The sequence below is a fragment of the Streptomyces sp. NPDC030143 genome, assembly GCF_055573695.1.
On record NZ_JBVIAY010000009.1, the window covers coordinates 103143 to 116686 of the forward strand.

At 74.7% G+C, this 13544-nt stretch carries 13 protein-coding genes; 7 read left to right on the plus strand and 6 right to left on the minus strand.

From position 1 onward, the window contains the following. The first annotated feature begins 106 nt into the window (after positions 1-106). The gene (locus ACZ4YY_RS17835) at positions 107-1489 is read left to right on the plus strand and encodes a cryptochrome/photolyase family protein (protein WP_468290466.1); all 1383 of its coding nucleotides are present in this window, start codon (positions 107-109) and stop codon (positions 1487-1489) included. Positions 1490-1760: 271 nt separating this feature from the next. Here the strand turns inward: ACZ4YY_RS17835 and ACZ4YY_RS17840 are convergent, their stop codons facing one another. Together ACZ4YY_RS17840 and ACZ4YY_RS17845 are read right to left on the minus strand one after the other, a co-directional pair. After that, positions 1761-2570 (minus strand): SGNH/GDSL hydrolase family protein, encoded by an 810-nt coding sequence (locus tag ACZ4YY_RS17840; protein ID WP_468290469.1) that lies wholly within the window; start codon positions 2568-2570, stop codon positions 1761-1763. An 85-nt stretch (positions 2571-2655) separates the two neighbouring features. Beyond that, entirely contained in the window at positions 2656-3597 is a 942-nt protein-coding gene (locus ACZ4YY_RS17845; RefSeq protein WP_468290931.1) for a LysR family transcriptional regulator, read from the minus strand. A 97-nt stretch (positions 3598-3694) separates the two neighbouring features. On the opposite strand from ACZ4YY_RS17845, the gene ACZ4YY_RS17850 reads away from it, so the two are divergent. After that, positions 3695-4390, plus strand: a complete 696-nt coding sequence (locus ACZ4YY_RS17850; protein ID WP_468290471.1) for a type 1 glutamine amidotransferase domain-containing protein — start codon at positions 3695-3697, stop codon at positions 4388-4390. Positions 4391-4706: 316 nt separating this feature from the next. Here the strand turns inward: ACZ4YY_RS17850 and ACZ4YY_RS17855 are convergent, their stop codons facing one another. Beyond that, positions 4707-5714 (minus strand): MerR family transcriptional regulator, encoded by a 1008-nt coding sequence (locus tag ACZ4YY_RS17855; RefSeq protein ID WP_468290474.1) that lies wholly within the window; start codon positions 5712-5714, stop codon positions 4707-4709. Positions 5715-6068: 354 nt separating this feature from the next. Between ACZ4YY_RS17855 and ACZ4YY_RS17860 the strand changes: the two genes are divergently transcribed. From ACZ4YY_RS17860 to ACZ4YY_RS17870, 3 genes are all read left to right on the plus strand, one after another. Next, positions 6069-6509, plus strand: a complete 441-nt coding sequence (locus tag ACZ4YY_RS17860; protein ID WP_468290477.1) for an SPW repeat protein — start codon at positions 6069-6071, stop codon at positions 6507-6509. Between the two features lie 110 nt (positions 6510-6619). Further along, the gene (locus tag ACZ4YY_RS17865; RefSeq protein WP_468290480.1) at positions 6620-7204 is read left to right on the plus strand and encodes a GNAT family N-acetyltransferase; all 585 of its coding nucleotides are present in this window, start codon (positions 6620-6622) and stop codon (positions 7202-7204) included. A gap of 43 nt (positions 7205-7247) precedes the next feature. Then, positions 7248-7640: a nucleoside/nucleotide kinase family protein gene (locus ACZ4YY_RS17870; protein ID WP_468290483.1), complete on the plus strand. Its 393-nt coding sequence runs from the start codon at positions 7248-7250 to the stop codon at positions 7638-7640. Positions 7641-7758: 118 nt separating this feature from the next. Here the strand turns inward: ACZ4YY_RS17870 and ACZ4YY_RS17875 are convergent, their stop codons facing one another. Beyond that, complete coding sequence (locus ACZ4YY_RS17875; RefSeq protein ID WP_468290486.1) at positions 7759-8535, minus strand: GNAT family N-acetyltransferase; 777 nt, start codon at positions 8533-8535, stop codon at positions 7759-7761. A 195-nt stretch (positions 8536-8730) separates the two neighbouring features. After that, positions 8731-9438: a chaplin gene (locus tag ACZ4YY_RS17880; protein ID WP_468290489.1), complete on the minus strand. Its 708-nt coding sequence runs from the start codon at positions 9436-9438 to the stop codon at positions 8731-8733. Positions 9439-9733: 295 nt separating this feature from the next. Here ACZ4YY_RS17880 and ACZ4YY_RS17885 point away from each other — a divergent pair, with 295 nt between their 5' ends. Then, a complete protein-coding gene (locus ACZ4YY_RS17885; protein ID WP_468290492.1) occupies positions 9734-11329 on the plus strand; it encodes an alpha/beta fold hydrolase in 1596 nt (531 codons plus the stop codon). Between the two features lie 141 nt (positions 11330-11470). On the opposite strand, the gene ACZ4YY_RS17890 is transcribed toward ACZ4YY_RS17885, so the two are convergent. Then, a complete protein-coding gene (locus tag ACZ4YY_RS17890) occupies positions 11471-12241 on the minus strand; it encodes an alpha/beta fold hydrolase (RefSeq protein WP_468290495.1) in 771 nt (256 codons plus the stop codon). A gap of 199 nt (positions 12242-12440) precedes the next feature. On the opposite strand from ACZ4YY_RS17890, the gene ACZ4YY_RS17895 reads away from it, so the two are divergent. Then, complete coding sequence (locus ACZ4YY_RS17895; protein WP_468290498.1) at positions 12441-13535, plus strand: baeRF3 domain-containing protein; 1095 nt, start codon at positions 12441-12443, stop codon at positions 13533-13535. Positions 13536-13544: the final 9 nt, after the last annotated feature.

Here is a 13544-nt window from a genome sequence, read left to right on the forward strand (position 1 = left end):
CGCCGCGAGCCGGGCCCTCTGTGTTCGGGGCTCCGAGGGCGCATCCGTCGGGCGCGCCGCCCCGGAACCACCCGGTGGCCCCCTCACCTCACCCGGAGTCAGCGTCATGAACGTCTCGGTCGTCCTGTTCACCGCCGATCTGCGTCTGCACGACCATCCGCCGCTGCGCGCGGCCCTCGACGGGGCCCGGGAGGTGGTGCCGCTGTTCGTGCGCGACCGAGGCGTGGACGGTGCCGGATTCGCCGTCCCCAACCGGCTGGCGTTCCTCTCCGACTGTCTGCGCGACCTCGACACGGGGCTGCGGGAGCGGGGCGGGCGGCTGGTCGTCCGCTCCGGCGACGTGGTCTCCGAGGTGTGCCGGGCGGCCGCCGAGACGGGCGCCGACGAGGTTCACCTCGCGGCCGACGTGAGCGGATACGCGCACCGCCGGGAGGAACGGCTGCGGCACACCCTGGAGGCCGAGGGGGTGCGGCTGCACGTCCACGACACGGTGACGACGGCCATGGCGCCCGGCACGGTGACCCCGTCCGGCTCGGACCACTTCGCCGTCTTCACGCCGTACTATCGCCGCTGGTCGCAGGAGGCCCCGCGCGAGCCGCTCGGGGCACCCCGGACGGTACGCGTGCCGGAGGGGGTCGGCTCACAGGAGCTGCCCGCGTACCGGGGTGTGTCCCAGGGGCTGGCCCGGGGCGGCGAGGCGGAGGGCCGCCGCCGACTGACCGCCTGGCTGCGCCGCGGGATCGCCGCCTACGAGGACCGGCACGACGCCCTGGCGGACGACGCGACCTCCCACCTCTCGCCCCACCTGCACTTCGGCACCCTCTCCCCCGTGGAGCTCGTGCACCGGGCGCGCGCCGTGGGCGGCCCCGGCGCCGAGGCGTTCGTGCGGCAGCTCGCCTGGCGCGACTTCCACCGCCAGTTGCTGGCGGCCCGTCCGGACGCCGCCCACGCGGACTACCGCACCCGGCACGACCGATGGCGTACGGAGCGGACGGCCCGCGCGGACATCGAGGCCTGGCGGGAGGGCCGTACCGGCTACCCGGTCGTGGACGCGGCGATGCGGCAACTGCGCCACGAGGGCTGGATGCACAACCGGGGCCGGCTGCTGACCGCGAGCTTCCTCACCAAGACGCTGTACGTCGACTGGCGCGTCGGCGCCCGGCACTTCCTGGAGCTGCTGGTGGACGGGGACGTGGCCAACAACCAGCTCAACTGGCAGTGGGTCGCCGGAACGGGCACCGACACCCGGCCCGACCGGGTCCTCAACCCCGTCACCCAGGCGAGGCGCCATGACCCGGACGGGGCGTACGTGCGGCGCTGGGTGCCCGAGCTGGCGGATATCGAGGGCCCGGCGGTGCACGAGCCGTGGACGCTGCGGGGCACCGGCCGGGAGGCGGTCGGCTATCCGGAGCGGATCGTCGGGCTGTCGGAGGGACTCGCCCGTTTCCGGCGGGCCACGGTCCTGCGGGCGGGCACCAGGACGGGCTGACGGCAGCGGCGTCCGCCGGTCCCCTCCCGCCCGCCCCGGCCGCCGCCCCCTGGGCCCGGTGCCGTGGAGCACCGTACGGAGCGTGTCACGAGTCCCCGCCCCGCGCGGTGCCCTGATGGACCGTCAGGGAATCACGGTCACCGTCTCTCCCGGCGCTCCACCTGGACTTCACCTCCGGGATCGGCACGGCCACCGGCGCCCTCAAGGCCGGGGAGCCCAGCGCGGCGCTGGAAACCTCCCACCCGTCGCGCCCGCGGTGGGCGGAACGCCGTCACACCGGCGACGGGTCTTGGACGGCCGGCCCGGGACGGGGGTCGACGGGCAACAGCGCCGGACGTTTGGCCGTACGGCCGTCACCGGAGGAACGGCCCCGCAGGCGCCGTCCGAGCCAGGGTCCCAGGAAGCCGGCGACCCAGCGCAGTTCGTCGAGTCCGGCCCGCCGGCCGGCCGGGGCGGGCAGTGGGTGGGTCCAGGAGTCGTCGCTGCCGGGCAGGTCCAGGGCGTGTGCCACGGCGGCGGCGATGCGGGCGTGGCCGAGCGGGGAGGCGTGCAGCCGGTCCGGGCTCCACAGTCTCGGGTCGGTGACCACGGCGTGGCCGTGGGTCTCCGCCACGACGACACCGTGCCGGCCGGCCGCTTCCCGGATGCGGGCGTTGAGGACGAGGACCCGCGGGGCGAGGGGGCGGGCGAGCGGGGTCACCCGGGCCACGTCGGGGAAGGTCATGGTGGCGACGCGGGCCCCCTGCGCGGTGAGCGCGGCGAACACGGCCTCCAGATGACCGGCGACCTCGTCGGCGTCGAAACGCGGCCGCAGCAGGTCGTTGACGCCGGCGACGACGGTGGCGAGGTCGGGGCGCAGGGCGAGGGCGGGCGCGAGCTGCTCGCCGTGGACCTGGCTCGCGAGCCGTCCTCGGACGGCCAGGTTGGCGTAGCGCAGGCCGGGGCTGTGACGGGCGGCCTCCTCGGCGAGGCGATCGGCCCAGCCGCGCAGACCGGTGACGTCGTCGCCGTCGCCGAGCCCTTCGGTCTGGCTGTCGCCCAGGGCGACGTACCGCGTGTAGCCGATGACCGCGCCGGACATGGAAACCCCCTGGTCGCCGAGTGGACGAGCAGGCAGCATACTAACTTTTTTGATTACTCGCACAGACGACCACCCGTGGCCTCCTTCACCACGCACGCCCCGCACCCAGCAGCAGCTCGCGCACACGTGCGACGTCCGGGTTGTCGACGCCGCCGGGCCGCGAGACCAGGAAGCCGGTGTTGATCGGCGGATCGTCCGGTTCGTGCAGGGCGACCAGGGCTCCGCGGGCCAGCTCGTCCGCACAGAGGTAGCGGGGCAGTACCGTGAAGCCCGCTCCGGCGACGACCGCGTCCCGCACCCCGCGCAGGTCGGGCACGGTCACGGCGGCGGGACGCGAGAGCCGCCGCCCGAAGACGTGCCTCCAGTAGCGGCGGGCGATCGGCAGGTCCTCCGCGTACGTCACCAGCGGCACGGAGTGCAGCGCGCCGGGCAGTTCGGCGACCGGCCGACCCCGCACCCGCTCGGCCCACACCGGGGCGGCGACCAGCACGAACTCCTCGTCCGTCAACGGCGCCGAGACCAGGGCACGGCCTCGCGGGCGGCTCGTGGCGATGACGAGGTCGTGGCGCCCGGCCCGCAGGGCGTCGAGGAGCGGCTCGGTCAGACCCGTCGCCACACGCAGCCGCACGCCGTCGGCCACCAGCGGCGCGAGTGCGGGCAGCACACGGGCGCACAGCAGCTCGGCGGGGCCTGCGAGGTGCACCGGGCCGGCCCTGCCGACCGCCGACGGGCCCGGGCCGGCCACCACGGCGAGCTCGTCGAGCGGGGCGGCGACCCGGGCCGCGAGTTCGTCCGCGACGGCCGTGGGCGCGACACCGCGCGGGAGCCGCTCGAACAGTTCCCGCCCGGCCTGCCGCTCCAGGGCGCGCATCTGCGTCGTCACCGTCGGCTGGGAGAGGCCCAGCAGGTGCGCGGCGCCGGTGAACGAGCCCGAGCGGTACACCGCGAGGAACGTGCGCAGGAGGTTCAGGTCGAGGTGAGGGGTGTGCTCCACGCCGACAGTATTCCGGGGGCAGCCCATCAACATTCCAATGACGGCCATTTGATTCCCCATTGGAATTCTATGGCTGGGCGGCCTAGGTTCTGGTACCTCGAAGTTTTCCCACACCCCTCGGAGAACCACCATGGCAAGGATCCTCTTCGTGATGACCGGCGCCGACCACTGGACGCTCGCCGACGGCACCCGGCACGCCACCGGCTTCTGGGCCGAGGAGGCCGTGGCCCCGTACGAGGCCTTCCGGTCCGCGGGTCACGAGGTGGTCGTCGCCACACCGGGCGGTGTCGTGCCGCCGGTGGACAAGGGCAGCCTCGCCGCCGAGGCCAACGGCGGTCAGGAGCGCGCCGACCGGATCGCCGCCGCGCTCGACGCCATGACCGAACTGAGCCGGCCGATCCGCCTGGAGGACGTCCGCCTCGACGACTACGCGGCCGTCTTCTACCCCGGCGGGCACGGCCCCATGGAGGACCTGGCCGTCGACGCCGCCTCCGGACGACTGCTGGTCGAGATCCTGGAGTCGGGCAAGCCGCTCGCGGTGGTCTGCCACGGCCCCGCCGCCCTGCTGGCCGCGGTCCGGGAGGACGGCTCGAACGCCTTCGCGGGCTACCGGGTCGCCGCCTTCACCAACGCCGAGGAACTCCAGGCGGGCCTCGGGGACAAGGCCCGGTGGCTGCTCCAGGACCGGCTGACGGAGGCGGGCGTCGACGTGCGGGCCGGCGAGCCGTGGGCACCGCACGTGGTCGTGGACCGCTCCCTGGTCACCGGCCAGAACCCGGCCTCGTCCGAGCCGCTCGCCGCCGAGCTGCTGAAGAAGCTGGGCTGACCCCGGCCGGGCCGCTGCCAGGGCCGGCCTCCCGGTCGGCGAGCGCGCCGGCGCGGCCCACCCAGGCATGATGCCGGGCCGACCCTGGCGGAGCGGCTACCCGGGCCTCCCGGGACGGCTCACCCCGGTCGGCGAGCGCGTCGACGCGGCCCACCCAGGCACAGAGCCGGGCCGCCCCGGACAGGACCGCTCCCGGGGCGACCTTCCGGTCGGCGCGGCCACCGCGGCATGGAGCCGCTGACGCCGTCGGCGCGGCCCACCGTGGCGTGGTGGGCCGACCCCGGCGGGACGGCTGGGGCCGCCTTCCCGGGACGGCTCACCCGGGCGGCTCCGGGCTGCCGGCCGTCGGGACCGGCAGCGGGGTCCCGGACAGCATCTCCAGCGCCTCCCGCAGCCCGGCGGGCCGGGGCATGCCCTGCGCGGAGCGTCCCGCCCAACCGGGACCGCCGAGCACGACCGCCGGCCGACGCCGGGCGCCGCCCACGCCCCACCGGGTGTCGGCCACGTGCCGGGCGAGGGCCGGACTCGCGGTGGAGCGGGCCTGCGCCCACAGGACGACCGCGACCGGCCCGAGACGCCGGACCGCGGCCGTCAGGGCCTCCGCCGGCACGGCGGCGCCGAACATCCGTGCGGCGAGGCCGAGTCGGTTCAGTCCCGCGTTGAGCGCCTCCAGCGGCAGCGTGTGCTGCTCTCCGGGCACACAGGCCAGCACGACCGGCCCCACGGCCCCCGGCCCCTCCCCCGCCGCGGTCGGCCTGGTGGCCCGGCGCAGGGCGGTGGAGACGTGCCAGGACAGCAGGTGCTCGACCTCGACGTAACGGTCACCGGACGACGCCCACTTGCGCCCCACCGCGTGCAGGGTGGGCACCATCACCTCCTGCCAGGCGACGACCAGCCCGTGCCGTTCGACGGCCGCGTCGAGGTGGTCCTCGACGGCCGGCGCGTCGAGACGCACCGCGGCGCGGGCCAGCCCCCGGCACTCCTGCCGCACGTCGCCCCCGAAGGGCAACGCACCGGCCGCGCGGGACCGGCCGCCGTCGGCCGCAGCGGCGTCGTCCCGGGCCGGAGAGCCGTCCTCCGCCCCCGCTCGGGCGGCCCGCGCGGCGTCGGCGGGCGGCACACCCGCCGCCGTCAGCCGGCACATCGCCTCCAGTACGGCCACGTCGTCCGGACGCCACCGGCGGTGTCGCCCGTCGGCGCGGACCGCGGGTCCGATGCCGTACCTGCGGTCCCAGGAGCGCAGCGTGGTGGGCGCGACCCCGAGGCGGCGGGCGAGGGCCCCCGTCGTCAGGCCGGGGCCCTCGGGGCTGCGGTGCTCGGGCATGCCTCGACGATACGACGTCGGAAGCGACGCATCTCGAGGAATCGACGCACCCACCCGCGCCCCCACTGGTCGGCCCGTGCGCCGTCCTGGAGCGTGACCCCTGTCCCCCTGCCCCCGGAGAGGCTCGGCGCCCTCTGGGGGCAGGCCCCTGGCGGACCGGGCGGTCGGCGTGCTGCTCCACGGCAAGATCGTCGGCCGGATCAACGGCCAGGCCCTCGGCCCATCCACCGCATACCGCAGCAATCCCTCCCACCTCTACACATAAAGGCGAAATAAGCGCAGAATGAGGATGCGCGGCGCCCACCGCACACCGCACCAGACGCGGTCAGGCCTGCAAGTCGAAGGAGACGAGTCATGGCCAACGTCTCGCCCACCAGAGGCGACATGTCGACTCACCCCGATGTGTCCGAGATGCAGTCGCGGTACGACCGCATGCTCGGCGGTCGTGATGTGGCGCTCGTGGACGGACCGGTGTTCCTGCTCGGTCTGTACTGCGCCGTGTCACCGTGGATCCTCCACTACACCACCAGCCAGCCCGCGCTCATGACGCACAACCTGATCGTCGGCATAGCGATCGGGATGCTGGCACTCGGGTTCACCGCGGCCCCCGCTCGCATGTACGGCCTGAGCTGGGCGATGTGCGCACTGGGCATCTGGATGATCATCGCTCCGTGGGTCGTCGGCGACAGCCCGGACGCCGGTGTCATCGTCAACAACATCATCATCGGCGCCCTGGCCCTGGTCCTCGGACTGGTGTGCGCCGGCACCGCGGCCAAGAGCGTCCCCAGGTCGTAGCCCTCAGCCCGCGGGAAGGCGGCCCGTCCGCCCGTACACGCGGCCCGGACGGGCCGTTCACGCGGCCCGGACGGCCCCGCGGCCGTGACCACCGGTGGCAGGATCGGCGCATGGACACCGACGGAGGTTTCACCCTGCCCGCCGCGCTGCGACTCGAAGGCCACGGCGTCACCCTGCGCCCGTGGTCGGACGACGACCTCGACGACCTGGTGGCGGTGTACGACGACCCGGAGATCGCCCGCTGGACGCCGGTGGTCTCGCCGTTCGACGCGGGGGCGGCCCGTGCCTACCTCGACCGGGCCCGCGCGGGACTCGCCGAGCGGCGCACGGTGCAGCTCGCCATCACGACCGACGGCGGACGCCCGTTGGGCGAGGTGCTGCTGTTCCGCAGCGCGGCCGACGGACGGGACGCCGAACTCGCCTACGGTGTCGGCGCCGCACACCGGGGACAGGGTCTGGCCGGGCGGGCCGTGCGGCTGGTCGCCGAGCACGCCCTCGGCGCACTGCGGCCCCGCCGCGTGGTGTTGTGCATCGAGGCCGGGAACGCGGCGAGCGAGGGCGTGGCGCGCTCGTGCGGTTTCGTGCTCGCCGACGAACCACCCCTCCCGCGCGCGCAGAAGGGCCGCGAGATCCGGCTGCGCACCTGGTCCCTGGGCCGCGCCGGAGAACCGGGGCCGGTACGCGGCTCCGCGTGAAAAGCGTCGGCCGCGCCCGCGTGCGGCCTGTCACCCTGGCCCCATGGATCTTCCGGAAGCCCTGCTCATCGGCGGACGCGCGGGCGCGGGCAAGACGACCGCCGGCTGGGAGGTCTCGGCCCGGCTTCGCGCCCTCGGCGTGCCCCACGCGGTGATCGAGGGCGACTACATGAGCCAGGTCCACCCGGCACCCGGGGGCGACCCCTCGCGGGCCGCCCTCGCGGAGCGCAACCTGACCGCCGTGTGGGGCAACTACGCCGACCTCGGCTACCGGCGCCTCGTCCACACGAACACGGTCTGCGTCCTGGACGACCTGGCGGCCTCCTTCCACCGGGCCCTGGGCGGGCGCGCCCGTCTGATCCGGGTACTGCTGACCGCCACCGACGAGACCGCCCGCCGGCGGCTGGCGGAGCTCCAAGGGGTCCTTGCACTATGAGCGCCTGATCAGGCCGCGTGGCCCGGTGCCTTGCGATGCACGGCGCCGGACCACGCGGCCCGGGCGGGCACAGTGCAAGGAGCCCTCAGCCTGTCGACGACCCTGCGGGTCTCTCCAGTCAGGGCCCGTACACGTACGGCGTCGTCGTGCTCAGCGCCGCGAAGCCGAGCCGTTCGAGGATGGGGCGGCTCTGGTCGGAGGCGTCGACCTGGAGGTAGCGGTAGCCGCGGTCGGCGGCGACGCGGGCGCGGTGGGCGACCAGGGCGCGGTAGATGCCCTGGCCGCGCCGGCCGGGGACGGTGCCGCCGCCCCACAGTCCGGCGAAGGGCGTTCCGGGGACCAGCTCCATGCGTGCCGAGCTCACCGGCTCGTCCCCGGCGAGGGCGACGACGGCGACGACCGTGTCCGGGTCGGCGGCGAGCCGGGCGAGCATCTGCCGGCGCAGCCGCGAGGCGTCGGTGCCGAACGCCCGCTCGTGGACGTCGGCCACGAGATCCACGCCGTCCCGGTCGGTGACCGGCACGACCCGGACGCCGTCGGGCAGGTCGACGTCGAAGAGCAGCTCACGCGTCTCGCCGATCATCAGCGTCTCCTCGGGCTCGGCCGTGAACCCGGCCGCGAGGAGCCGCTCCGCCATGTCGGCGGGCCGGTCGTGGCCGTAGATCTTCCACTCGAACCCGAGGCCCAGCCCGCCGAAGTGGGCGATCTGCGCGGCGATCTCCGCGTCGGCGTCGGCCGCGTCGAGGCCGTACCAGACGATCCCGTTCCAGCCTTGCGCGGAGGCGGTCTGGCGCACCACGTTCCCGCTGCGTTCGACGCGGGCGTCGGGACCGTCGGGTCGGGCGCCCAGACGCATGTCACGGTCGTAGAGGCTGAGGACAGCGGCATGATCCATGCGCCCACCCAACACGCGATCAGCGGGCCCCTCAACGCATTTACGTCGGTGGCCCGCCGCCCTCCGCGACGGGCCACCCCCGCCGGCCGGCCGAGGGACCGGTCGGCCTACGCCACGCACCCGCGGACCCCCGTCCTGCGACGGGAGGCTGCGGGTGCGTGGACCTTCGGGCGTGTCAGGCCCGTCGGGAGCCGCTCAGCTCTGCGCCCCCGGCCGGGAACGCCGGTACAGGACCGCTCCGCCCAGGAGCAGCGCCGCGCTGCCCGCGACGGCGGGGAGCACGGCGTCCGACCCGGTCTCGGCCAGCGAGGACACCGTCTCGGTGGCCGGAGCCGGGGCCGGGGCCGCCGGGGCCGGAGCCGGGGCGGGCGCCTGCTGCGCGGGGGCCGCCGGGAGGGGCTTCGACCCGGGGCCCGAGTCGGTGGGCGGCGCCGGGTACGCCGGCGGCTGCGCGGGAGGTGCCGGCTCGTGGTCGGAGTCGTTCACGGACTCGTTGCCGAACGCCGGGTTCAGGATGCCGACGACGTCCACACTGTTGCCGGTCGCGTTCACCGGGACGTCGACGGGCACCTGCACCCCGTTGCCCGAGACAACGCCCGGCGAGTTCGTGCTGACGGACGACGCGTCCGCGCCGCCGCCCGGCGCCTTGGATCCGGCGGATCCACCCTTGTTGACGCAGGTGTTGCCGAACGCCGGGTTCAGCGCGCCGACTACGTTCACGGTGTTCCCGCACAGGTTCACGGGAAGGTGCACCGGCACCTGGACACCGTTGCCGGAGATCACCCCGGGCGAGCCGGCCGCCAATCCCTCGGCCGCCGAGTCGGCGAACGCGGGAATCGTCATGGCCATCGCGCCCGAGGCGGCGGCGACGGCGATCACACCGTTTCGGGTAACCCGTCTCATGGGTCCCTGCCTTCCAGACATGGTCGCGGGCGCTCGCCCGCACCCCGTAGAACGCGGGCGAACCGTCCGAGTTATGGCCAACGGGTCTTTCACCCCATTGGGTGCCACACGAGTCGAACTAGTAGCAAAACCGGCTGATGCGGTGAGTGCACGGGCGCGCGGGGCGTGCGCCCGAGGGCGCCGAGCGGCGCCCGTCGACCCGCGCGCCCGTCCGGAGGCGGGTCCCGTACACCCCGCCTATCGTGGGCGGGGGCGCCGATCGACGGTCCGCTGGCGGGCGTCCCGGGAGGCATCGATGCTGGCCAAGCTGTCGACGCGGCCCGCGCTGCGGCGCTGGGCACTCGCCGCCGCCGCGCTGGCCCTGCTGGGCGCGGGACTGCCGACGGCGGTCGCGGAGCGGGAGACCGACGCCCGGGCGGCCCTGTCCCGGTACTACGAGCAGAAGGTCACCTGGAAGAAGTGCACGGGCGACGGGATGCCCGCCGATCTCCAGTGCGCCGAGGTGACCGTCCCCGTCGACTACGCGCGCCCGAAGGGCGCCACGCTCGAGCTGGCGCTCGCACGCTACCGCGCCACCGGCGACAAGCGCGGCTCGGTGCTGCTGAACTTCGGTGGCCCCGGCGGTCCGGGTGTCCCCGAACTGGCCTACGGCGGCAAGGAGTTCATGGACCTCACCGACCGCTATGACGTAGTGAGCTTCGATCCCCGGGGGGTCGGCCGGTCCTCGCCGGTGAGCTGCGGTGACGGGGAGGAGGAGGGGCTCGCCGCCGTCGACGACCGGCCGGAGGACCTCGCCGACCCGCGGTCGCTGCTGGAGCAGCTGAGGAAGGCCGCCGCCGCCTGCGCGAAGCACTCCGGGCCGGTGCTGCCGCACATCGGCACCGTCGACGTGGCGCGGGACCTGGACGTCATCCGCCAGGTGCTCGGCGACAGGAAGCTCACCTACCTGGGCTTCTCGTACGGCACCCGGCTCGGCGCGGTGTACGCCGCGCTGTTCCCCGGCCGGGTGGGCCGGCTGGTCCTGGACGGTGTGGACACGCTGACCGAACCGCTCACCGAACAGGGCATCGTCGGCGCCCGGGGACAGCAGGTGGCGCTGGAGGACTTCGTCGACTGGTGCGTGCGGGACATCGCCTGCCCGTTCGGACAGGACGCGCGCAGGGCGCGGGAGGAGGTCCTGCACCTGGTGCGATCGCTCGACGCGGACCCGGTGCCGACGGACTTCGGCGAACCGTTCACGGGCCAGGACCTCGTGGGCGCCATAGGGCAGGGCCTGTACAGCAGGGAGCTGTGGCCGTCCCTGGAGCGGGCGCTCGCCCAGCTCGTCGAACACGGCGACACCAGCGGGGTCATGGCGTTCGCCACCGGAGGACTCGGGCTGCCCGTCAAGGACCCGGGGGGCGGCGACCCCACCGGAGGCCTGGTCGACGAGGAGGACATCCCCCTCGACAACCTGCCGGCGGCGCTGATGGCGGTCAACTGCGCGGACGACCCCGACCGCCCCACGGCCGCCCGGATCGCCGCCGACCTCAAACGGCTGCGCGCCGCCTACGAGCAGGCCTCCCCCGTCTTCGGCCGCTACCGGCTCACCCAGGTCCTGATGTGTTACGGCCGCCCCGCGGGCACCGACTTCATCCGCGACGAGGTGCAGGACCTCGACACCCCGAAGATGCTGCTCGTCGGCACCCGGGGCGACCCGGCGACGCCGTACCGCTGGACCGTGGAGACGGCCGAGCGGCTCGGGCCGTCGGCCGTGGTGCTCGACAACCGGGGCGACGGCCACACCGGCTACGGCTCCTCCAAGTGCGTGCACCGCAAGGTCGACGACTTCCTGCTGTACGGCTCGCTGCCGCCGAGCGGCAGCTCCTGCGGGGCCGACCAGGAGGACTGAGGCGGGCACCCAGCGGGCCCTGGAGGCCGTGCGGTCGCCCGATCCGGCGCACCCGCCGGCCCCGGACGGCGCTCAGGGGTCCTCGCACCATGCCCGTCCGGGCCGCGCGGCCTGATCGGGCGCTCATGGTGCACGGACCCGTCAGCGCACGAACGCGTCGATGGCGGCGGTCAGTTCGGCCGGCTTCTCGACGGGCAGCTCGTGGCCGGCGTCGAGGACGCGGACGGTGGCGTCCGGGTACGCCTTCGCCATCCGCAGCATCTGCTTCAGCGGCAGCTGGACGTCGTGGTAGCCGTGGATCATCAGGGTGGGGGCGGGGATCTCCCCGACGCGGTCCAGGACGTCGAAGGCGCGCATGGCGCCGTACAGGGTCATGACGACCTCGCGCGGGGTGTCCGCCGAGGCCCTGACGTAGGCGCGGATCTCCTCGCGGGGATGGCCGGGGGCGAACGCGCGCCGGATGTTGGCCGCGACGAACAGTTTGAACGGGACGAGGGTGGAGGCGGCCATCAGCAGGCCCCTGCCCCGGCTGTAGCTCATGCGGCCGATCGAGTTGACCAGCACCATCCGCTCGACCCGGTCGGGGTGGGCGAGAGCGACGGTCTGCGCGATCATGCCGCCCATCGAGTGCCCGACCGGCACGCACCGCTCGACCTCGAGGTGGTCGAGGAGGGCGAGGACGTCCCGGGCCAGCCCGTCGATCGTCTTCACGCCCGCCCCGCCGCTCTCGCCGTGCCCGCGCAGGTCGAGCCGGATCACTCTGCGCGTCCGGGAGAAGTGCGCGATCTGGTGGTCCCAGCGGTGGCGGTTCGCCGTCCAGCCGTGCACGAACACCAGGGGCGCCCCGCCGCCGTCACGCGGGCCCTCGTCGTCGTACGTCAGGGCTGCGCCGTCGACTTCGAGCTGCGGCATGGGTGCCTCCTGCGGTGCGGTGCCGTCCGGTTACTGACGCGTAAGGTAACCGGCCGCCGGGGCCGCCGTCACTGCGGTGCGCCCTCAGACCGAGGCCGTGACCGGGTGCAGGGAAGGCGTCGCACCGGTCGGGGCCGCCACCGGACCGCCCCTCCTGCCCCAAATGCCCCGTTGGTGAATCCGGCCTATCGTGCTGTTCATGGAGCACGCACTCAGCCCCGCGACACTCTCCGAACTGCGCCGCCCGCGCCCCTATCCCGCGGTGTCCGTGCTGACGCCGACGCACCGCCGGGAACCCGACAACGCCCAGGACCGGGTACGGCTGCGCAACGTCGTGGCCGAGGCGAAGAAACAGCTGGAGTCCGACCCGTCGGTCACCCGGGAGCGGCGCGCCGACGTCAGCGCGCACCTCGACCGGGCCCTGGACGAGGTCGACCTCACGCACGCCGAGGACGGCCTGGTGATCTTCGCGGCCCCGGGCGAGCACCAGGTGTGGTCCCTGGCCCGCCCCGTGCCCGAGCGCGTCGTCCTGTCCGACACCTTCCTCACCCGCAACCTCGTCTCCGCGCAGGCCGCCGAGCGGCCGTTCTGGGTGCTGTCCGTCTCCGCGGACCGGGTGACGGCGTGGAACGGCGGCGGCGACCGGGTCACCGAGCTGCACACCGCCGGCTTCCCGATGACCAGGAGCCGCGACAACTTCGACGCCGAGCGCATGGAACGCGTCGGCGACCTGCCGAGCACCTTCCGCGACGAGGACACCCGCCACTTCCTCAAGGACGCCGACACCGCGATGGGGCGGCTGCTGCGCGCGGACCCGCGGCCGCTGTACGTCACCGGCGAGCAGGCGGCGCTGTCCCTCCTTCAGGAGCTGGGCGGCGTGGCCCGGGACGCCGTGCACATCCCGCACGGCGGCCTCACCCACGCCTCGTCCGAGGCCGTGTGGCAGGCGGTGCGTCCGCTGCACGACGCCGAGGCGCGCCGGGACACCGCCGCCGTGGCCCGGGAACTGGACTCCGCCCGGGGCCGCCACACCTTCGCCGCCGGCGTCGACGAGGTGTGGCAGAGCGCCCGGGAAGGCCGCGTCCGGCTCCTGGCCGTCGAGGAGAACTACCGGATCACCGTCCGCGACGACGGCGACCACCTGATCCCGGCCCTGAGCGGCGACCTGGACGCCCGCGACGACATCGTGGACGAGATCGTCGAACAGTGCCTGGAGACGGGCGCCGAGGTCCGCTTCGTCCCGGACGGCACCCTGGGCGACGCGGACGGCATCGCGGGCGTCCTGCGCTACTGAGGGGTCCGG

Coding starts and splice junctions, on each gene's coding strand:
- ACZ4YY_RS17885 (WP_468290492.1), top strand. CDS start 9,734: ATGCTGGCCAAGCTGTCGACGCGGCCCGCGCTGCGGCGCTGGGCACTC.
- ACZ4YY_RS17860 (WP_468290477.1), top strand. CDS start 6,069: ATGGCCAACGTCTCGCCCACCAGAGGCGACATGTCGACTCACCCCGAT.
- ACZ4YY_RS17835 (WP_468290466.1), top strand. CDS start 107: ATGAACGTCTCGGTCGTCCTGTTCACCGCCGATCTGCGTCTGCACGAC.
- ACZ4YY_RS17870 (WP_468290483.1), top strand. CDS start 7,248: ATGGATCTTCCGGAAGCCCTGCTCATCGGCGGACGCGCGGGCGCGGGC.
- ACZ4YY_RS17880 (WP_468290489.1), bottom strand. CDS start 9,438: ATGAGACGGGTTACCCGAAACGGTGTGATCGCCGTCGCCGCCGCCTCG.
- ACZ4YY_RS17850 (WP_468290471.1), top strand. CDS start 3,695: ATGGCAAGGATCCTCTTCGTGATGACCGGCGCCGACCACTGGACGCTC.
- ACZ4YY_RS17845 (WP_468290931.1), bottom strand. CDS start 3,597: ATGTTGATGGGCTGCCCCCGGAATACTGTCGGCGTGGAGCACACCCCT.
- ACZ4YY_RS17875 (WP_468290486.1), bottom strand. CDS start 8,535: ATGGATCATGCCGCTGTCCTCAGCCTCTACGACCGTGACATGCGTCTG.
- ACZ4YY_RS17855 (WP_468290474.1), bottom strand. CDS start 5,714: ATGCCCGAGCACCGCAGCCCCGAGGGCCCCGGCCTGACGACGGGGGCC.
- ACZ4YY_RS17890 (WP_468290495.1), bottom strand. CDS start 12,241: ATGCCGCAGCTCGAAGTCGACGGCGCAGCCCTGACGTACGACGACGAG.
- ACZ4YY_RS17865 (WP_468290480.1), top strand. CDS start 6,620: ATGGACACCGACGGAGGTTTCACCCTGCCCGCCGCGCTGCGACTCGAA.
- ACZ4YY_RS17895 (WP_468290498.1), top strand. CDS start 12,441: ATGGAGCACGCACTCAGCCCCGCGACACTCTCCGAACTGCGCCGCCCG.
- ACZ4YY_RS17840 (WP_468290469.1), bottom strand. CDS start 2,570: ATGTCCGGCGCGGTCATCGGCTACACGCGGTACGTCGCCCTGGGCGAC.